The 18,704-nt window shown below is 62.9% G+C and carries 18 protein-coding genes; 9 read left to right on the forward strand and 9 right to left on the reverse strand.

Going from position 1 to position 18,704, the window contains the following annotated elements; translation table 11 throughout:
- Positions 1 to 41: 41 nt before the first annotated feature.
- Positions 42 to 1,670, reverse strand: coding sequence for an L-aspartate oxidase (gene nadB / locus AADX97_RS18770; RefSeq protein ID WP_374235625.1), 1,629 nt, complete (start codon positions 1,668 to 1,670; stop codon positions 42 to 44).
- Positions 1,671 to 1,943: 273 nt separating this feature from the next.
- Between nadB and rpoE the strand changes: the two genes are divergently transcribed.
- The 5 genes from rpoE to AADX97_RS18795 all read left to right on the forward strand — a co-directional run bounded on the left by rpoE (position 1,944) and on the right by AADX97_RS18795 (position 6,264).
- A complete protein-coding gene (gene rpoE / locus AADX97_RS18775) occupies positions 1,944 to 2,522 on the forward strand; it encodes an RNA polymerase sigma factor RpoE (protein ID WP_093028530.1) in 579 nt (192 codons plus the stop codon).
- Positions 2,523 to 2,670: 148 nt separating this feature from the next.
- Positions 2,671 to 3,231 carry a sigma-E factor negative regulatory protein gene (locus AADX97_RS18780; RefSeq protein WP_374235627.1) on the forward strand — a complete coding sequence of 187 codons (561 nt, stop codon included), beginning with the start codon at positions 2,671 to 2,673 and terminating at the stop codon, positions 3,229 to 3,231.
- 25 nt (positions 3,232 to 3,256) lie between these two features.
- Positions 3,257 to 4,183: a MucB/RseB C-terminal domain-containing protein gene (locus AADX97_RS18785; protein ID WP_374235629.1), complete on the forward strand. Its 927-nt coding sequence runs from the start codon at positions 3,257 to 3,259 to the stop codon at positions 4,181 to 4,183.
- 7 nt (positions 4,184 to 4,190) lie between these two features.
- Entirely contained in the window at positions 4,191 to 4,670 is a 480-nt protein-coding gene (locus tag AADX97_RS18790) for a SoxR reducing system RseC family protein (protein ID WP_374235630.1), read from the forward strand.
- Between the two features lie 175 nt (positions 4,671 to 4,845).
- The gene (locus AADX97_RS18795; RefSeq protein ID WP_374235632.1) at positions 4,846 to 6,264 is read left to right on the forward strand and encodes a DegQ family serine endoprotease; all 1,419 of its coding nucleotides are present in this window, start codon (positions 4,846 to 4,848) and stop codon (positions 6,262 to 6,264) included.
- Positions 6,265 to 6,521: 257 nt separating this feature from the next.
- Here the strand turns inward: AADX97_RS18795 and AADX97_RS18800 are convergent, their stop codons facing one another.
- Positions 6,522 to 7,589, reverse strand: coding sequence for an AI-2E family transporter (locus AADX97_RS18800; RefSeq protein WP_374235633.1), 1,068 nt, complete (start codon positions 7,587 to 7,589; stop codon positions 6,522 to 6,524).
- Positions 7,590 to 7,857: 268 nt separating this feature from the next.
- Between AADX97_RS18800 and AADX97_RS18805 the strand changes: the two genes are divergently transcribed.
- The 3 genes from AADX97_RS18805 to AADX97_RS18815 all read left to right on the forward strand — a co-directional run bounded on the left by AADX97_RS18805 (position 7,858) and on the right by AADX97_RS18815 (position 11,763).
- Positions 7,858 to 8,481 (forward strand): hypothetical protein, encoded by a 624-nt coding sequence (locus tag AADX97_RS18805; RefSeq protein WP_374235635.1) that lies wholly within the window; start codon positions 7,858 to 7,860, stop codon positions 8,479 to 8,481.
- Positions 8,482 to 8,829: 348 nt separating this feature from the next.
- A complete protein-coding gene (locus AADX97_RS18810; protein WP_374235637.1) occupies positions 8,830 to 11,268 on the forward strand; it encodes a diguanylate cyclase in 2,439 nt (812 codons plus the stop codon).
- Positions 11,269 to 11,454: 186 nt separating this feature from the next.
- Positions 11,455 to 11,763 (forward strand): hypothetical protein, encoded by a 309-nt coding sequence (locus tag AADX97_RS18815; protein ID WP_374235639.1) that lies wholly within the window; start codon positions 11,455 to 11,457, stop codon positions 11,761 to 11,763.
- Here AADX97_RS18815 and AADX97_RS18820 read toward each other — a convergent pair.
- From AADX97_RS18820 to AADX97_RS18830, 3 genes are all read right to left on the reverse strand, one after another.
- Positions 11,760 to 12,125 (reverse strand): DUF3800 domain-containing protein, encoded by a 366-nt coding sequence (locus AADX97_RS18820; RefSeq protein ID WP_374235641.1) that lies wholly within the window; start codon positions 12,123 to 12,125, stop codon positions 11,760 to 11,762. The genes AADX97_RS18815 and AADX97_RS18820 overlap by 4 nt on opposite strands.
- A gap of 6 nt (positions 12,126 to 12,131) precedes the next feature.
- The gene (locus AADX97_RS18825; RefSeq protein WP_374235643.1) at positions 12,132 to 12,944 is read right to left on the reverse strand and encodes a hypothetical protein; all 813 of its coding nucleotides are present in this window, start codon (positions 12,942 to 12,944) and stop codon (positions 12,132 to 12,134) included.
- Positions 12,945 to 13,018: 74 nt separating this feature from the next.
- Entirely contained in the window at positions 13,019 to 13,432 is a 414-nt protein-coding gene (locus AADX97_RS18830) for a DUF2177 family protein (RefSeq protein ID WP_374235675.1), read from the reverse strand.
- 66 nt (positions 13,433 to 13,498) lie between these two features.
- On the opposite strand from AADX97_RS18830, the gene AADX97_RS18835 reads away from it, so the two are divergent.
- Positions 13,499 to 14,353, forward strand: coding sequence for an aspartate/glutamate racemase family protein (locus AADX97_RS18835; RefSeq protein WP_374235644.1), 855 nt, complete (start codon positions 13,499 to 13,501; stop codon positions 14,351 to 14,353).
- Between the two features lie 167 nt (positions 14,354 to 14,520).
- Here AADX97_RS18835 and AADX97_RS18840 read toward each other — a convergent pair whose 3' ends face one another.
- The 4 genes from AADX97_RS18840 to AADX97_RS18855 all read right to left on the reverse strand — a co-directional run bounded on the left by AADX97_RS18840 (position 14,521) and on the right by AADX97_RS18855 (position 18,658).
- Entirely contained in the window at positions 14,521 to 16,902 is a 2,382-nt protein-coding gene (locus AADX97_RS18840; RefSeq protein WP_374235677.1) for a nitric oxide reductase activation protein NorD, read from the reverse strand.
- Positions 16,903 to 16,948: 46 nt separating this feature from the next.
- A complete protein-coding gene (locus tag AADX97_RS18845; protein ID WP_374235646.1) occupies positions 16,949 to 17,308 on the reverse strand; it encodes a four helix bundle protein in 360 nt (119 codons plus the stop codon).
- 60 nt (positions 17,309 to 17,368) lie between these two features.
- Entirely contained in the window at positions 17,369 to 18,175 is an 807-nt protein-coding gene (locus AADX97_RS18850; protein ID WP_374235648.1) for a CbbQ/NirQ/NorQ/GpvN family protein, read from the reverse strand.
- A 126-nt stretch (positions 18,176 to 18,301) separates the two neighbouring features.
- Complete coding sequence (locus tag AADX97_RS18855) at positions 18,302 to 18,658, reverse strand: ribulose bisphosphate carboxylase small subunit (RefSeq protein WP_120795431.1); 357 nt, start codon at positions 18,656 to 18,658, stop codon at positions 18,302 to 18,304.
- Between the last annotated feature and the right edge of the window lie 46 nt (positions 18,659 to 18,704).

Raw genomic sequence — 18,704 nt, forward strand, 5'->3', positions numbered from 1 at the left:
CCGTTCCTACACGGTCTAAATGCCCGCAAGCGACCTTGTCCTCAATCGCCGTGTCGTGGTCGGTAGCTGTCCGGGATCAGGATGGTCGGGGTACGCTGGGTCGCGTCCTTGTCCGGAAAATCCAGGGTGTAATGCAGTCCGCGACTCTCGCGCCGCCGCAGCGCCGATTGGATGATCAGGTCGGCGACCTCAAGCAGGTTGCGCAGCTCGATCAGGTCGTTGCTGACCCGGAATCTGCTGTAGTACTCGATGACCTCCTGTTGCAGCAGGTCCGCACGGCGTTTGGCGCGGCGCAGGCGCTTGTTGGTACGTACGATACCGACATAGTCCCACATGAAACGCCGCAGCTCATCCCAATTGTGTGTGACCACCACCTCTTCGTCCGGCTCCGTAACCCGGCTCTCGTCCCAGGGTTGCACCTCGGGCGGGTGCGGGATCTCGTTCATCAGGCGTGCAATATCCTCGGCCGCCAGCTCCGAATACACCAGACATTCCAGAAGCGAGTTGCTGGCCATCCGGTTCGCTCCGTGCAGGCCCGTGTAGGCGGTCTCGCCGCTCGCGTAGAGACCGGGCAGATCGGTGCGGGCTCGGTCATCGACCATCACGCCGCCGCACGTGTAATGTGCCGCCGGGACGACCGGGATGGGATCGGTGGTGATGTCGATTCCCAGCTTCAAACAACGTTGATGGATGGTCGGGAAATGCTCGATCACGAAATCGGCGGGGCGATGCGAGATGTCGAGATAGACGCAGGCGGTACCGAGCCGCTTCATCTCGTGGTCGATGGCGCGTGCCACGATGTCGCGCGGGGCGAGCTCGGCACGTGGATCGAAGCGGGGCATGAAGCGCTCGCCGTCGGGCAACAACAGACGCGCGCCTTCTCCGCGCAACGCCTCCGTAATCAGGTAGGAGCGGGCCTCCGGGTGATAGAGACAGGTCGGGTGAAACTGCATGAACTCCATATTCGCGACCCGACATCCGGCTCGCCAGGCCATCGCGATGCCGTCGCCGGTGGAGACATCCGGGTTGCTGGTGTAAAGATAGACCTTGTTCGCCCCTCCGGTCGCCAAGACGACAAAACGCGCGAGGTAGACTTCGACCTGTCCCGTGCCTAAGTCAAGGATGTAGGCGCCGAGACAGCGCCGGTCCGTTTTGCCGGGGCGATGCTTGGAGGTGATGAGGTCGACGGCGATGTGCTGCTCGAACAGGGTGACGTTCGGCTTGATGCGCACCTGTGCCTCGAGCGTCGTTGCTACGGCACGACCGGTTGCATCGGCGGCGTGGATGACCCGGCGATGGGTATGACCGCCTTCGCGGGTGAGGTGATAGCCGCCTGTCGATGCGCTGGCTTCGTCCCGTGTAAACTCCACGCCCTGATCGAGCAGCCAGCGGATGTTGTCCGGTCCGCGCTCTACAATCTGCTTGACCACGCGACGGTCGCAGAGCCCGGCCCCGGCCTTCAGCGTGTCCTGGACATGGGATTCGATCGAGTCGGTTGCATCCAGCACGGCCGAGATGCCGCCTTGCGCATAGAGCGTGCTGCCTTCCCGGAGCTCTCGCTTGGAGACCACGGCGACCGAAAGGTCCTCGTGTAGGCGCAGTGCAAGGCTTAATCCGGCGGCGCCGCTGCCGAGAATCAGAACGTCGTAACGGTGAGGCGTGGCTGGCATGATCGGAACCTTAGAACGGTAGGGTATGGGTCAGGCGTCGAGGCCGGACGGGTTGAGACCTGCGTCTTCACGAGCTTCTATCCCGAGTGTGATCGGGTTGAGTTGGGCGATCGAGGCGGTTCGCCGTAAACTCACCCATTTCATGGGCGGGATCAAGGTTTGTCGCTTTATTTAGAGGGCCTCGGCCGCACTTGAGTGTGCTCAAGAACTTCCGAATCGGGGAATTGTCCATGCCAACGGAATTGCTGGTCAGCAGCGCCAAGGCCCGCGTCCATGTCTGAGCGCACAGCCGATCAGGTGCTCGTGGCGCGCGCCCAGAACGGAGATAAGCGCGCGTTCGACCTCTTGGTGTTGAAGTATCAGCAGAAGGTGGCGAATCTGATCTCTCGGTATATCCGTGATCCGAGCGAGGTGATGGACGTCAGCCAGGATGCCTTTCTCAAGGCATACCGCGCGCTGCCGGCGTTTCGCGGCGAGAGTGCGTTTTACACCTGGCTCTACCGGATCGCAGTGAACACGGTGAAGAATCACCTGGTAGCTCAGGGACGCCGCCCCCCGGGGGACGATGTCGAGGCCGAGGTCGCCGAGCAGATGGACATGGGCGTTCGCCTTCGCGATTCGGGCACGCCCGAGCGTCTCGCCCTGACCGACGAGATCGCGCAGACCGTGCAGCGTGCGCTCGACGATCTCCCCGACGATCTGCGCACGGCCATCGTCCTGCGTGAGCTCGAGGGCATGAGCTACGAGGAAATCGCAACCGCAATGGCGTGCCCGATCGGTACCGTACGCTCGCGGATTTTTCGCGCCAGGGACGCAATCGACAAGCGGTTGAGGCCGCTCCTCGAACCATGACGGCTTGCAGGCGTCAAAACGTCAGCGAGCGGTCTGCGGCATGCGAGGTCGAATCCGCTCCGCGGCGTAACCGCCCGGCCGGGGATGTCGAGATGATCCCTCTACGTCGGCCATCCAACACATGAATTCTCAGCCCAGGCAAGCAGCAATGAGCGACGAGCTACGACAACGCATTTCCGAGCTTCAGGACGGCACGCTCGATCCCGCCGGGACCGCGCGCCTCGTCGATGCGATGACGCGCGATCCCGACCTGCGGGGCACGTGGGAGCGCTTTCACGCGATCGGTTCGGCGATTCGCGGCGAGCCTATTCAAGGATCATACCGCGGGGTTGCTGATGTGGTCCGCGAGCGGATCGCTCATGAGCCCGCTGTCTTCGCCCCGCGCGGGCGCGGTGCCGAGCGGGCGAGACCCAACCGGCCGATCGCAGGTATCGCGCTTGCAGCAGCGGCGGCCTTTCTTGCGGTTTTCGTGGCCCCGAGCCTCTTCGACGGTGCGGGCTCGCTTTCGGATGTTCCCGCCGCGGCGCCGACCTTTGCCGCGCAGCCGGCTGCCCTCGTCGTACCGGCAAAGCGATGGGACCTGGACCACCCCGAGCTGGCCAACAAGCTGGATCTTTATCTCGTGACCCACCAAGAGACTGCCCCGACGACCGGGGCCAAGGGCATGCTGCCTTATGCGACCTTCGTCGGCTATGAAGCGGGCCGTTAACCCGCGTTTCCCGGACCGGCTGGGCATGTTTCTCGTGCTGTCGCTGTTGGCCCAGGCAACCCTTGCCGACGAAGTGACCGAGCGCGCGAGCGACCTTCTTCAGCGGATGGCCGAGGCGCTGAGATCGCTCAGCTACGAGGGTACGCTGGTCTACTCGCACGACAACCGACTCGAGGCCCTGCACCTGGTGCATCGCTACGAGGCGGGACAGGTCCAGGAGCGGTTATTGTCGCTGAGTGGTCCCATCAAGGCGGTGACTCGCGAGCGTGATCGTGTGATGTGCGTGTTGCCCGACGGACATCCGATTTCGGTCAAACGTCCGTCCGGAGCAGGCGGACTCTTGAACACCGACGGAATTGCCCCGGAGCAGCTCGGCGATCACTATCGTATCGAGATTCAAGGGATCGCGCGGGTCGCCGGGCGCGACACGGAGGTGGTCGGGATCATCCCGCGCGATGATCTGAGATACGGATATCGGTTTTTTGTCGATCGGGAAACCTACCTGCCGCTGAAGTCCGATCTGATCGACAGCAACGGCTCGTCACTCGAGCAGTTGATGTTCACCTCCATCACGGTCGATACGACTGTCCCGACCGTGCCTGCGAGGGCGGAGGCGGTCGGGCTGCGGAGTGCCCCTGCGGCCCGGGACGAGGGCCGCTGGCGTTTCGACGAGCGTCCGCCCGGCTTCCAATTGGTCCGCCACGGCGCGATGGACCATCCGAGCGGTGCAGCGGTCGAGCACTTCCTTTTTACCGATAGGCTCTCCGCGTATTCCGTCTACATCGAGGACGATACCCGCGACGGGCTGAGCGGGTCGGCCCATATTGGTGCCGTGCACGCGGCCGGACGGCAAGTCGACGGTTACCAGATTACTGCTGTCGGCGAGGTCCCGTCCGCGACTGTCGAAGCGGCCGTGCTCGGTGTTCAACGTGTCGAGAACCCGTCGGAGTGACCCGCCGATGATCGAAGAATCAGGTGTCGTGGTTTCGATCGACGGCTCTTATGCCCGGGTCCGGATCGAGCGGCGCACGGTCTGCGGGGGCTGTGCCGCGCACGGTGCCTGCGGAACATCACTGATCGAGCGCTTCTTCGGGCGCAGCTCGATTCAGGTTGAAGCATTGAATCAGGCGCAGGCGTCGGTTGGCGAGCGGGTCGTGCTCGGGATCTCCGAGCAGGGTCTCCTTTCGGTGTCTTTTGCGGTTTACTTCGCACCGCTGGCGGGCCTTCTCGGCGGTGCGCTTGCGGGAGAAGCCCTTGCCGGTATCGCCGGAGGACGCTATGCCGATGCGGCGGCGCTGCTCGGTGCCGGGCTTGGCTTCACTCTGGCGTTGCTCTGGCTGCGCGGCTACAGTGCGCGGTCACGGACTCGTCCGGATCAGCAGGCGGTAGTCTGTCGCATCGAGCGGGGTGTGCCGGTCGTGATTCCGACGGCACTCTGATTCGGGTCGTTGCCGATCCGAACCAGTCACCCGACCTTCCGGCGCAGCAGCCCGGCGGGACGACCCTTTCTTGCGGACGACAAGGTTTCGGCAGCCTCCAAACGCGATCAGGCGACATCCGCACCGCTGCGGTCGAGGCGGCCGCCCGATCGAACCTTTTCATTTCGGAGCATCCATGCGCCCCATCCCGATCTTCTCCTTCGCCCTCGCGGCATTGGTCTGCGGCGCGCTCATGCCCGGGCTTGCGGCCAGCCGGATGCTTCCGGACTTTGTCGATCTCGTCGCCGAGAACGGCCCCTCGGTGGTCAACATCAGCACCAAACAGGCGCCGGTCTCGGCCGCGGAGTTACGTGAATATTCAGTTCCCGATCTCCCGGAAGACAGTCCCCTTCAGGATTTTTTCCGGCATTTCTTCGGCGAAGACGGTGCCCTACCGGACAATAGCGCTCAATCGCGTTCCCTCGGATCCGGATTCATCATCTCGACCGATGGGTTCGTACTGACCAACGCCCATGTCGTCGAGGGTGCGGAGGAGATCATCGTGCGCACCAGTGATCGGCGCGAGTTCGTGGCGACCTTGGTCGGCACGGATAAACGCAGCGACATTGCGCTCCTGAAGATCGATGGCGAGGGGCTTCCGGCGGTCAAGATCGGCGCCGCTCAGAACCTCAAGGTCGGTGCGTGGGTGCTGGCGATCGGCTCGCCCTTCGGATTCGAGTCCTCCGCCACCGCGGGGATTGTGAGCGCCAAAGGTCGCAGTCTTCCGAGCGAAAACTACATTCCCTTCATTCAAACCGACGTGGCGATCAATCCTGGCAACTCGGGCGGACCCTTATTCAACCTCGACGGCGAGGTGGTCGGTGTCAACAGTCAGATCTACAGCCGCACGGGCGGTTTCATGGGACTCTCGTTCGCGATCCCGATCGATGTCGTGATGGACGTGGTCGATCAGCTGCAGACCAAGGGCCGGGTCAGCCGCGGGTGGCTGGGGGTCTTGATTCAGGACGTGACCCGGGAGCTTGCCGAATCATTCGGGATGAATCAGCCGCGCGGGGCATTGGTCGCACAGGTCCTGCCGGGGAGTCCGGCCGAGGCCGCGAAGATACGGCCGGGCGATATCATCGTGACCTATAACGGACGGGAGATTCCGACCTCGAGTGCCTTGCCGCCCATGGTCGGAATGACGCCGGTCGGCGAGCGCGTGCAACTGCAAGTGCTTAGAGTCGGCGAGCTGGTCGATCTCGGCATCGAGATCGGCGAGCTACCGGAAGAGGATCAGATCGCGGCTCGCCCCGGCGAGCCGGAGAAGGTGTCGGCGAATCGGATCGGTCTCTTCGCGGGCGAGATCACGGCGGAGCAGCGCGAGGCGTTGGCCGTCGTTGCAGGCGGTGTGTTGGTCGAAGGGGTCGAGCCCGGACCCGCGGAACAAGCGGGGTTGAGCGTGGGCGACGTGATCCTGATGCTCGACAACCAGCCGGTACAGGATCTGGCAGGGTTCAATCGGATCCTCGATGCGATCCAGTCGGGTCGGTCCGTTGCAATTCTGGTCCAGCGGGGCGACGGGCGCATGTTTCATGCGGTTCGGGTGCCTTAGGGCATCCGGGAGTCGACCCGACAGGGTCGGCTCTGGACGGAGCGCAACTCCATTTGCGGTCCGCGGCGAGAGCATAGGCGGTCTCGATCCTAAACCCGGCCTGGTCGCCGATGGGCGCGGTAGGTTGAACCAGCGGAGCGCAGTCCCACAGCGCCCCTTTGCAGGACGCGGTGGACTAGGCTCTCGCGCATCCCCCGACCGGCCGGTGTTATGGACAAGGCTAGATCGGTGGCCCGTGTTCCGAGGTTCCGGTCGGGCTATTGTTCAGATCGGAGCGCGGGTTCAGGTTCGGGCTCGATGGCCGGTCCGAGCAAGATCGCGATCGGCCGCGTATGCGGGCTCGCGTCCAACGCGATAATCAGTGCAGCCGTGAGCGGCACCGCCAGGAACATCCCCACCGTACCGAACATCCATCCCCAGAACAGCAACGCGATGAAGACGGCCAGCGTCGAGATGCCCAGCCCTTTGCCCATGATCCGGGGCTCCAGGACATTGCCGATGACCGTGTTGATGACGAGATAACCGGCTGCAACCCAGATGGCCGTCGCCACATCCACCTGCACCAAGGCGAGCAGGACTGCAGGGATCATCATCACGATGTTGCCGACCACGGGGATGAAGTTCAGGAAGAAGGCCAACACCGCCCACAGGATGGCGAAGTCGATGCCGAGAAACCACAGCCAGAGCCAGACGCATACGGCCGTTCCGAGACTGGTCAGGCTCTTGATCAGCATGTAACGCTTGATCGAGTCCAAAAGGCGCTTCATGCGCGCATCACCCGCCTCCGTCATCCGGAAGGCAACCCTCAGCTTGGCGGGCAGCGTATTCGCCTCGAGCAGGATGAAGACGACGGCGAGCAGCACCAGGAGTCCGGTGGCAAAGAAACCGCTGGCGTTGGACAAGAGATAGCGCACGGCGATCGCAACCTTGTTGGGGTCCATGAGATCCGGGATCGCCTCGCGCGAGCCGCCAACCCCAACGCCTTCCATCCAACCTCCGAGCTGATCGCTCAACAGCAGGAAGCGCTCCTGATAGGTCGGCAGGCTGTCAGTGAACCCCTCCAGCGCGCCAGTGGTGACTAGCGCCAGGAGGCTGCCGACGTCGAGCAGCACGAAGATGATGACGGCCAGCGCGCCCCATTTCGGCACGCCGCGCTGACGCATCCACTTGAGTGCCGGGGTGGCGATGATGGCGATGAAGACGGCCAGCAGCAATGGCACGAGGATAGGGGCCGCAAGCTTCATGAGTCCGATGACCAGCGCGAAGGCGCCCGCGACGAGGAGGCCGCGCGCAGGTGGACTGAAAGCGCTCAGTGCGTTCGTCATCTCGTGGGTCTCCGGTGAATCGCTTCGGTCGATGGTTTTTTGAGCCGGCCTCTCGAGCGGGGCCGGCCAAGGCGAGGTTCATTGTCAGTCCCGGCCGCGACAATCTTAACCCAGCTTTCCCACGTCGCACCATGACGTCCGAGCATAGACGGCCGAGCATAGACGGCCGAGCCTATGGACAGGTGATGGCATCCGGCCTCGCAGGGTCCATACTCGACTCGCGAGGAGACATCACCATGACAACAGACGAGGAGCACATCGGAGCGCTATGAACATCATCAAGACAGCACTGACAGCCGGGCTTGCGAGCTTGGTCCTGAGCGGGCCTACATTCGCAGTGGACATGGGCGACATGATGAATCCATCCAAATGGATGGGCGGCAACAAAGATCGCCGCGGGGAGGGCGATTATCCGCCGCCTCAGGGCTACCCCCAAGGCTACTACCCACAAGGCGCACCCGGTTACGGTGGTGCGCCGGGATACGGCGCCGCACCCGGCTACGGAGCCCCGCAGCCGGGGTATGGCGGCGCACCCGGCCAAGGCTACGGTTCCCTGCCCGGTTACACTGATCCACAAATGGGCGGCGCTCCGATGCAGCAGATGCCCCTGCAGGGATACGGCGGTGGGCCAGGGTACGGCCAAGCCCCGGGGTACGGAGCCGGCACTGCGGAGGGCTATCCGCCTGCTCCCGCCTACGGGCAGGGTTACGGCCAAGGCTATGGCCAGGGCTACGCCCCGCCCCCCGGCGTCGGGCCGGGCTACGGTCAGGGTTATGGCCCCGAATACGGGCCCGGCTACGGACCCGGCGAGGAGGATCGCGGTGGAAGCGGCATGAACCCGATGAAGATGATGCCGAACCCGATGCAGATGTTCCGCGGCAATCAGGACTAGGATGGACCGGGCGGCCTTGGGCCGCCCCGGCTCGAGCTGACTATCCGATTGCGATCGTTTGCGTTTGCTGCAGCAAGATTAAGCGCAACCGGAGCGTCGGATTCATCGTCGTGGCGCTTGCACGCAAGACTCGACTGCCGGCTGTGGCGATCGAGCCTCATGGATGCCGAGCGAATCGGGAAGACCGCTGGAGCCACGCGCTCATTGCGGCGGTATGAAGGCTCCGGCCCGGACCGGGTTGGCAGCGGTGCCGGTGGGTCACGAAAACATCGTCTAATATTGAGTTCAAGATGTCATCATCATGTCACACTCGGATCGCTCCATCTTCCTCGGGATGGTTTCCACGTCATGACAGCAGTCGCCTCCGAGACCCCCGCCAGTCGCTCACCCGCGGCCGTGACCCTGGGTCCAAGGGGTTGGTTTGTCCTGCTCCTGCTGCTGACCACGGTGCTGATCGTCACCCTGAGCGTCGCTACTTTTCTTAGCTTTCGTACGCAGATTCAACGGGATGTCAACGATAACCTGACCCTGATCGCCGAACAGAAACGGCAACAGGTCGAGCACTGGCTCGCCCGCCACCGGATCGATGCCGAGTCCTACTTTTCCGGTCATGCGCAGATTCCCATGCTGTTGAGCCAGTATCTGGAGGGTGGACGGGAGGACGGAACCCTCCTGTCCAGGATGCGGGCGCGCATGGGGGAGGTCAGCCGGACCCTCGGCTTGAGCGGTATGGCCATGCTCGACACCGAAGGCCGCCTTCTCATGTCCATCGGCGATGTCGACACCCGGGACCAGGCGGACCTGCTTCAGGAGGCGGCGCGGCAGCCGCGCACCCAATTCGTTGATCTGTACCGCACGGCTGCAGGGGAAGTGGAGCTGGGTGAAATGGCGCCCATCAGTGCGCGGGGAGAGCCGCCCCTGGGCCTGATCTATCTGACCTGGCGGGCGGAGCAGGCCCTCTTCCCACTGGTGGCGTCCTGGCCGGTGCCGACCCGCACCGCGGAGACCTATTTGGTCCGACGCGACGACCACCAGATCCGCATCCTGACGCCGCTGCGCCACCATCCCGACGCCGCCCTGTCGCTGACCCAGTCCCTCACCGCGGCCCAGTTGCCAGGAGTCTGGGCGGCGCAGGGTCAACGCGGGATCCTGGATGACGCCCGGGATTTTCGCGACATCCCCGTCCTGGCCTACGCCACCGCGATTGCGGGTGCCCCCTGGTTGATGATCGCCAAGATCGATCAGGACGATGCCTATGCGGGTATCCGGACCATGGCCTGGGCCACGGGGCTGGTCGCGGGAATGGTACTGCTGCTGCTGTACGGGGCCGGCTATCTGCTCTGGCGCCAGGCCGCCGCCCGCCTGGCCGGCGAGCGGCGGCTGGCCACTCTGATCGAGCAGGGCCTGACCGGCTATGCCGAGGCGGACCTGCAGGGCCACCTGACCCGCGTCAACGACCGCTATTGCCAGATCGTCGGCCAGCCCCGCGAGACCCTGCTCGGCCGGCACCTACGCGACTTTACGCCGCCGGAGGACTGGGTGCTCAATCAGGCCCTGTTCGACCGCCTGCTGCGGGGGGAGGCGGCCTCCGGCATCATCGAGAAGCGCTACCAGCGTCAGGATGGCGGCCTGACCCATGCCCAGGTCGCGGTGGCCCTGGCCCGCGGTGCCTCCGGGGAACCCGCCGGCTACCTCGCACTGGTGGCCGACTTCACCGAACGGGTGCGGGCCGAGACCGCCCTGAAGCAGCAGACCGAGTTGCTCCTCAACGCTTACGCCGAACAAAAAGCCATCTACGACGCCGCCACGGTGGGGGTCGCCTTGGCCCAAAACCGGGTGATCCAGCGCTGCAACCGCACCATGGAGCAACTCTTCGGCTATGGTCCGGGCGAGCTCATCGGCCAGTGCGCCAGCCTCCTGTACGCCGACATCGCGACCTTCACCGCATTCGGTGGCCGCTTTACCGTGGGCCTGAAGCGGCAAGGCTATTATCAGGAAGAGATCGAAATGGTGCGCAAGGATGGCCGCCCGGTTTGGGTTCGCGTCTCGACGGTGCCCATCGACCCGCTTGACTTGAGCAAAGGTCTCGCCGGGACCTTCGAGGACATCTCTGCCGAGCGGGCGGCCCTCGGGCGCTTACGGGAGCTCAACGCCAACCTCGAACGGACGGTCGCGGAACGGACGGGCGAGGTGATCGCCGCCAATCAGGCGCTGCGGACCGCCAATGCCGAGCTCGCCCAGCTCGCCACCACCGATGACCTCACCGGCGCCTGGAACCGGCGTCACTTCCAAAGCCTTGGGGCGATCGAGATCTCGAAAGCTCAACGCTACGGGGAACCGCTGTCCCTGTTGATGTTCGATATCGATCACTTCAAGGCGATCAACGATCGATACGGTCACCAGGCCGGAGACCGAGTGTTGGTGGAGCTGACGAAACTGGTGCAACGCCAGCTGCGGACCTCCGATCTGCTGTCGCGCTGGGGGGGCGAGGAATTCACCCTCATGATGCCCCACAGCGATGCAGCCGGCGCCCGGGCCCTGGCCGAAAAGCTCCGCGTCCTGGTAGCGTCCTGGTCCTTCCCCGAGGTCGGCCGGGTCACGGTGAGCTGTGGGGTCGCACAGCTCAGGCCGCAGGAAACCTTCCACACCTGGCTCAAACGGGTCGACAATGCCCTTTACGCGGCCAAGGAAGCGGGGCGTGACCAGGTCATGGTTGACCTGGATGAAGCCGTGACCGATCCGGAACCCCCTGTTTTCGGGGTTGATGTCGGGAGTGCCCGGACTTAAACCGCGCCCGGTGCCGGTATGCGTCGTTTGTTGGCTTGGCCGCGCCAGATCCGACAACTGTCGGAGCAGCCGCCGTTGAACCGTCGTCACCTGCAACACCGACCACTTCACCAAGCTAACCGGCCTGATCGTCGAGGACTGGACACTTTGACTGTCCGTCCGGAGGGCCGGCCCGACACGGACACCATGAATCTCATCACCACCATCAAGACGGAAGCGGCCATCGACGTCCACGACATCAAGGCGCGAGGTCACCTCGGCGACATCTACGAGCAGGTGCTCAACGACCTGCGCAGGGCCGGCAACGCCGGCGAGTTCTACAACCCGCGCTTACCGCCGCCGTCGTCCATTTCGAAAAACAGCTCGATACGAACCCCGGTCCGGAAGACCGGGGCTTGTTTAGCTTTGTCGACGAGACTACCTTTACGGAAATGGATTGGGAGCTCCAGATCGGCGTTGGGGCGCGGTGCAGACCGTGCCCCTTCTGCTTTCTAGGGAAAGGTCTTCAGCCCATAGCCCTCGATTCGGCCTGCACCGTCGCGCCGATTCTTCCGCTCGACCACAGCATAGGCTCGGTTCGTCTGCTCCGGCTTGAGCAGATGGCGACCGATGGGATGACAGACCAGATCGGCCAGTTGCAGACCGGCCAGATTCTGTTTCTTGTCCACGAACACCACCTGGAACGGCAAGCGAGAGTCGCAGGCATTGGTCCCGTCGCAGATGCGGCAAAAAGCCAGCACGAACAGCGGATACTCGGGATTGATGCGCTCCAGTCCGTGGTCGCCGCTTTCGTCCACGTAGATGGTGAAGCGACTGAACCCTGGCGTACTGCCCTCTGATTGGACGGGTCGCATCATCAGCGATCAGTCCGCGATGAATCCATAGTAGATGGACACCTGTCGCTTGACGTCGCTGCAAATGCTGTGGGTATCGGTCAGGCGAAGCTGTTTGAAGTCGGCGAGATTGAAGCCGAAATCCTTGCTGACATCCCCGATGCTGCCATTGTGCAGAAGTAGAAAATTGTCGTGCGTTTTGAGGCGCGCTTGATTCAAGTCCATCAAAAGCCCGATCTCGTGATAAACATTCTTGTTTCCCGCCGTCAGATCGGCGATCAGATAGCCCGATTCCTCGATCAACTGAAAAATCTCGCTGCTGATCGGATAGGAGAAACCCTTGTCGAATTCATCGACGCGGATAGGCTTGAGTTTCAAGTCGCACTGGTACTCCTGATTCAATTCCGCGATAGCGGACTCGATTGCCTTCCAGTTCGGGTTGTCGAGCAGTTGGCCATTCTGGCCCGGAATCTTGAACTGCATGCACACGAAGATCTGTCGCCGGCGCGACTCGGCCACCTTCTCGAAGATGCGGATCAGGTCCGAGGCGTTGATGGTTTGCAGTTCGTATTGGTGGTTCTTGAGCACCCAGTTTTCCAACAGCCGGTAGCGTGGACCACCTTGGAGGGCAAAGAACAGGAACGCCGAGTTCGCCGATCTCGATTTCATGCGCATAAAGGAGGGCTCGGTGGGTTGCGCTCTTCGAGGCGTGGCGGGATCTGCCGGACTCCCAGCGCAATCTGTTGGCGGTGGAGTTGCGGCAGATCTTCGACATGAGTTGCCGGGGGGCGGCTGGCGATTCTCGACGAGGCGTGTTTGCAATTTGGCAAGGATATCGCCCACTACGCGACTTTCTCCGAGCAGCGCGCGGACGTCGCCATTCGCTTTCGGCGTCGCTGTGCTCGGGAGCCGGGTGATCAGACCCCGCCGAGCCATTTCCCGATCATGAAGCTGCCGGCGGCGACGCTTGCGCAGAGTGCGATGCCCCAGAGCGTATCCACGATCACGACCTTGAGCGGCCAGTCCGGGAGCGTGGCCATGTTGGTGAGCTCGTAGGTGATGTAGGTGAAGAAGCCGAAAAGTGCACCGTTGAGTAGGGCGCGGCCAAGTGAGTCCTGCGCGAGCGCGGGTGCGACGGCAAAATAGAGGATGCCGGCGATATAGAGGAGGTAGAAGCTCAGCGCGGCCGGCCAGTTCACCGTCGGGCTCAGGACATGGGCGAGGTTGTCACGATAGAAGGTTTTTGCGATGACGCCCAACCAGAGCAGATCGATGGCGAAGAAGACCGGGACGGTCAGGAGGTAAAGCTTGGCAAAGAAGATGGATTGCATCACGAGAAGTCCCTCGGTGTGATCTGGATCATCATGGTTTGAAAGAGGTGTCGCATGAATCGGCGGATGAGGTCTCACACATGGCTTGTTGCCCTGATCATCCTGATCGCGGGTATGTCCGTTGTTGGCGTGTCCTCGCATGTTGCTGCGGATGATGCGGCGAGTCAGCTCAGCCCCGATCCTCGTGTGGCGGTCAGTGTGGATGCACACATGAAGACCATCGGCATCATCGGCGGGATCAGTTGGGTGTCTTCGATCGAATACTATCGCTTGATCAATGAGCGGGTTCGGGATCAACTCGGGGGTGTGTCGTCCGCCAAGCTTCTGATGTATTCGATCCCCTTCTCCGAGTTCGCCCGCGAGGAGCGGCGGGCGGCAGACGGCGATTGGGCGCCTTTGGAGGCCACCATGCTCGATGCCGCGCAGAGACTGCAACGCGCGGGCGCCGACTTCATCGTGATCGCTTCCAACACCATGAACTCGAGCGCCGAGCTCATTGAAGCGAAACTGAACATCCCGGTGCTTCACATCGCCGATGCAACGGGCCGAAAGGTGAAAGCGCAGGGCATCTCGAAGGTCGCCCTGCTGGGCACCGCCTATACGATGGGTCAAGCCTTCTATCGCGACCGGCTGGAACGGCATGGACTTGAGGTCGTCGTTCCGAACGAGGCGGAACGGCAAGACATCAATGCAGTCATCTTCGACGAGCTGTGCGCCGGGCGTTTCCGGGACGACTCCCGCGCGCGCTTCGTCGAGATCATCGAGCGTCTTGTCAAGGAAGAAGGCGCGCAAGGCGTGATCCTGGGATGTACCGAGATCCCGCTCCTGATCAAGCAGTCCGACGTCAGTGTACCCGTATTCGATACCACCGCCATCCATTCCGAAGCGGCCGTGCGGCATGCCTTGGGGCTGGATGAGTGATGCCTCGAAGCGCCGCCGGGCCTCGCTCGTAAGACCGCCACCGAAACCGACAGACGCTCGTGACATCCGCTCCGCGGTGTCACGCATGCCCCGTGGCGCTCTCGCCAGGTGCCACGATGGCCGGCGTTACGAGCGCGGCCCGCCCCCGAGATAGCCGATCGGATCGATCAGCCCGTCAGCGCAGCAAAGACCGCCGGCAACCGCTCTGGAAGGCGCTCGACATGATCGACGATGGAATACTGGTTCTCGCCGAAGATCCGGGCGACATAGCGGTCGGCTTGCGGATCGAGCGTCAGACAGTAACTGTGGATGCCCTGCACGCGCAGCTCCTCGACCGCCTTCTTGGAGTCGTGGCGTAGGTACTGCGGATCGCGCTCGTCGATGTCTGCCGGTTCGCCGTCGGTGATGACCAGGACGAGGCGCTTCTGGGCGGGTTGGCGGGTCAGGTGCCAGCCGGCGTGGCGCAGTGCCGCGCCCATGCGGGTCGAGAGTCCGCCCTTCATGCCGGCCATGCGTGACTTGGCGTTGTCGTCGTAGGCTTGATCGAAGTCCTTGAACCGGAAGTACTGGACATCGTGTCGGCCGTCCGAGGCGAAGCCGTGGACGGCGAAGCGGTCGCCGATGCCGTCGATCGCCCAGGCCAGCAGCCCGCTGGCCTCGCGGGTCAGGCTCAGGATACTCGGCGCCGTTGCGTAGTCCGGGTCGTCCTTTTTGACCCCGACCTTCTCGTTGGTCGACTCCGAGAGGTCCATGAGCACCAGGATGGCAAGATCCCGAATCTGACGCGTGATGCGGATGTTGATCCGCGGATCCGGCATGGTGCCGCGTCGCACGTCGATCATGGCGCGCACGGCGGCGTTCAGATCCAGCTCCTCGCCTTCCTCGTAGCCGCGGCGGCGCACGATGCCTTGCGGCTGGAGTGCGTCGATCAGACGGCGGATGCGGTTGGCGACCGGTTTGTGCTTGACGAGGATCTCGTCCATCAGCGCCGGGTCGCCGCGGCCCTGACGACGCTCGATGACGGTCGCCCAGTCCGGGCGGAAGAGTTGGACCTGATAGTCCCACTCCTGATAGTGGTAGGGGTCCGAGACGGGCTCCTTGCCCTCCATCGCGTTGAAGGAGATACCCTCGTCTTCGTAGGGGAAGAACTCGGTGGCGCAGACCCAGATCTCTTGTGCGTCGTCGCCGGCGGTCTCCACATCGACCTCGTTGGCCATCTCGATGGCCGAGACGTACTTGCGCACCTGTTGTTGCGAGGCGGGCAGATAGTCGAGGCCGCGGCTCAGGAAGAGGTTCTCGCCGCAATCCCACACATAGCGATTGTCGTCGCGATAGGGGATCGGCCAGTTTTCCAGGACGCGCAGGTTGGGCAGGGCGACGGTCTTGATGGCCTGGTTATAGAAGGTGACGCCGGCGTCCCAACTGATGCGGTTGTCGTGCGGGCGCTCGGCCAACGCCGAGCGGAAGGCGACGGCGGTGTCGTCGATCAGCGGGAGTCCGTCGACATAGTCCGGATCCAGCAAGGCGCGCGCTTGGCGCAGCATCAGGTCCATCATCGGATGCAGATCGACGGCGTCGTCCATCGGCCCGATTTGGGCCGTGAAGAAGGACAGCCAGAGCTTTCTGAGCCCCGGAAAATCCCGGATCGCCAGCGCCTCGACACGCGCATCCTCGAACATCTCGATCAGTTTCATCTGCGCCGGCATGAGTTGTTCGGCGCTGATGGCGCTGGTGCCGTAGACCATGTGTGCCGCGCAGTGGGCGGCGGCGGCGCGGTAGGTCTCGATCCCGGAGATGCCGCGGAAGCTGTCGAAGGCATCCGGCAGGTGGATCTGGAAGTCTTCGATGAAGGGGCGCAGACCTTGGCGGGACTCATAGTCGCCCGAGGTCGGGCGCATGAAGAATGAGCGTGCCCAGAGCGCGCGCAGATAGAAGTTGAGCTTGCGTTGGTTGTCGAAGAGCAGGGTCCCGCGCCGTTCCTTCTGAAGCACCGCGCGCGAGGACTCCGTCTGAAGACCGAAATAGGCCATCTGACCGTCGAGATCGCGCGCATGGGCCTGAGCGCCCCAGAGCGCCCAGCGGCGCAGGCCGCCGAGCGTGAGTTTGGAGAGCAGCTCGTCCATGTTCTCCATCATCGGGCGCAGGCCACGCGGCGACTTGCCCGACAACTGATGCAGCAGGTTGAGATACCCGCGCAGCACCTCCGCATCCCCGAGCCGGCTCGCGGCCAGCGGCATGCTGGACATGATCAGCGCCACCACCGTCCCGGAGGTGTGCGAGGCCAGCTTCATCAGCGCGCTCACAACCTCCGGGATGATGTCCTCGCCCACCTCCTTGGCGACCCGCGGCATCTCCTGCACATAGGTCAAGACCAGGTCGACACCCTTGTTCAGGCCGCACATCGCCTTGATGCCGGTGAGGTAATGCTCCAGGCCGCGCGGCGACATGACGCGCGCGGCTTCGTGGTAGCTCGCTTCCAGCGCCTGGGTGTGCGGGTGATCCGCGTCGGCCTTGAGGCAGGAGAGGTATTCGGAGAAGTCGATCATGATTGATTGAGCCTTCAGCGGTCAGCTCTTAGCCGTCAGCTATCAGCTCTCAGCCTTGAGTGGTTAGCCGCTTGATTAACGATGCGAGCATCCGTTTGACTTCCGAGATTCGGTCCCGGACTTCCTGATGTTCGGGATCACTTAGATAGCCAAGATCCTTTGCCAGAAGCGCTTGGTACTCCACCTCCGAGGCGGAGCCAAACGCCATCGAAAGAAAACGAGCGAAATCTGCATCGCTTCGCCTTCCGGAACCCTCCGCGATATTCGAAGCTACCGAAACGGCGGCCCGTCTGATCTGAAATGTGAGCCCGAACCGCTCATCCGATGGGAAGGTTCGCGTGCAACGATAGACCGCCAGCGTGGCTTCATGCGCCTTCACCCAGACCAACAGATCGCGGAAATCCTGCATGAGTAAAACTTCCAACCACCCGAAACCGAGCTCCAATAGCTGACAGCTGATAGCCGATAGCTAAAAATACGTATTCACCGCAGCATCCAGCGTATCGCGCATATCCGGATCATCCGTCAGCGGCCGCACCAGCGCCATCCGACAGGCCGATTGGGGATCGATGCCCTTGCCGATGAGTTGGGCGGCGTAGACCAGCAGGCGGGTGGACATGCCCTCGTCGAGACCGTGACCCTTGAGGTTGCGGCTGCGCTGGGCGACTTGGACCAGCTTCTCGGCGGTTTCCTTGTCGACATAACCCTCGTGGGCGACGATCTCGGTCTCGATGTCGGCGGACGGGTAGTCGAAGTCCAGGGCGCCGAAACGTTGTTTGGTCGACTGCTTCAGATCCTTCATCAGGTTCTGGTAGCCGGGGTTATAGGAGATGACGATCTGAAAATCAGGGTGTGCATGCACCAGCTCGCCCTTCTTCTCGAGCGGAAGCTGGCGGCGATGGTCGGTCAAGGGGTGGATCACGACCGTGGTGTCCTGGCGGGCCTCCACGACCTCGTCCAGATAACAGATGGCGCCGATGCGCGCGGCCACCGTGAGCGGGCCGTCCTGCCATTTGGTGCCGTTGATGTCGAGCAGGAAACGTCCGACCAGGTCGGAGGCGGTCATGTCCTCGTTGCAGGCGACCGTGATGAGGGGTGCACCGATCTTCCAGGCCATGTATTCGACGAAACGCGATTTACCGCAGCCGGTCGGTCCCTTGAGCATCACCGGCATGCGTGCATCGTAGGCCGCCTCGTACATGACGACCTCGTTCTGCACGGGGCGGTAATAGGGCTCGTCCTTGATCAGGTATTGGTCGCGGTCGATTTCGCTCATCTCATTGCTCTCTCGTTCACAAGCCGATGACAAAAAAGCCCACCGCCCTGCACGTCAGGACAGGGGCTTTTTCCATCAATCCCTGATTGTTAAACCATCGGTTTTCGCTCAAGCGAAAACCGATCCTCAGACCGGCTTGCCTCGGAAGACGACCATCTCGGCGCCCTTGGACTGCGCGTAATTGTCGTAGCCGACCAGACGCACATGGTTGTCCGGGTGGGCCTTGTGGCAGGCCTCCGCCTCGGCCAGGATGGTGTCCACATCGGTCTCGCCGAACATCGGCAGCTTCCACATATACCAATAGTGGTCGAATGCGTTTTCTGGCTCGCTGTGCTCGATGGCCGGGTTCCAGCCCTTGGCGACGATGTACTCGACCTGCTTGCGAATGCGGGCCTGGTCCATCTCGGGCAGATAGGAGAAGGTCTCGAACTTACGGCTGCTCGGATCGTCGAGGCTGGATTGATAGTCCTGCATGGTGCTCATGGGTGTGACTCCGAAACTGGTTTCGTGGTGAAAATCGGTTGGAAAG

Origin of the sequence: Thiocapsa sp. C2-2m (genome assembly GCF_041903745.1) — a bacterium.
GTDB lineage: Bacteria > Pseudomonadota > Gammaproteobacteria > Chromatiales > Chromatiaceae > Thiocapsa > Thiocapsa roseilacustris.

Coding starts and splice junctions, on each gene's coding strand:
- AADX97_RS18820 (WP_374235641.1), bottom strand. CDS start 12,125: ATGATGCGACCCGTCCAATCAGAGGGCAGTACGCCAGGGTTCAGTCGC.
- AADX97_RS18815 (WP_374235639.1), top strand. CDS start 11,455: ATGAATCTCATCACCACCATCAAGACGGAAGCGGCCATCGACGTCCAC.
- AADX97_RS18785 (WP_374235629.1), top strand. CDS start 3,257: ATGTTTCTCGTGCTGTCGCTGTTGGCCCAGGCAACCCTTGCCGACGAA.
- AADX97_RS18795 (WP_374235632.1), top strand. CDS start 4,846: ATGCGCCCCATCCCGATCTTCTCCTTCGCCCTCGCGGCATTGGTCTGC.
- AADX97_RS18850 (WP_374235648.1), bottom strand. CDS start 18,175: ATGAGCGAAATCGACCGCGACCAATACCTGATCAAGGACGAGCCCTAT.
- AADX97_RS18830 (WP_374235675.1), bottom strand. CDS start 13,432: ATGCAATCCATCTTCTTTGCCAAGCTTTACCTCCTGACCGTCCCGGTC.
- AADX97_RS18805 (WP_374235635.1), top strand. CDS start 7,858: ATGAACATCATCAAGACAGCACTGACAGCCGGGCTTGCGAGCTTGGTC.
- AADX97_RS18845 (WP_374235646.1), bottom strand. CDS start 17,308: ATGCAGGATTTCCGCGATCTGTTGGTCTGGGTGAAGGCGCATGAAGCC.
- AADX97_RS18835 (WP_374235644.1), top strand. CDS start 13,499: ATGAGGTCTCACACATGGCTTGTTGCCCTGATCATCCTGATCGCGGGT.
- AADX97_RS18800 (WP_374235633.1), bottom strand. CDS start 7,589: ATGACGAACGCACTGAGCGCTTTCAGTCCACCTGCGCGCGGCCTCCTC.
- AADX97_RS18790 (WP_374235630.1), top strand. CDS start 4,191: ATGATCGAAGAATCAGGTGTCGTGGTTTCGATCGACGGCTCTTATGCC.
- AADX97_RS18855 (WP_120795431.1), bottom strand. CDS start 18,658: ATGAGCACCATGCAGGACTATCAATCCAGCCTCGACGATCCGAGCAGC.
- AADX97_RS18810 (WP_374235637.1), top strand. CDS start 8,830: ATGACAGCAGTCGCCTCCGAGACCCCCGCCAGTCGCTCACCCGCGGCC.
- nadB (WP_374235625.1), bottom strand. CDS start 1,670: ATGCCAGCCACGCCTCACCGTTACGACGTTCTGATTCTCGGCAGCGGC.
- rpoE (WP_093028530.1), top strand. CDS start 1,944: ATGTCTGAGCGCACAGCCGATCAGGTGCTCGTGGCGCGCGCCCAGAAC.
- AADX97_RS18780 (WP_374235627.1), top strand. CDS start 2,671: ATGAGCGACGAGCTACGACAACGCATTTCCGAGCTTCAGGACGGCACG.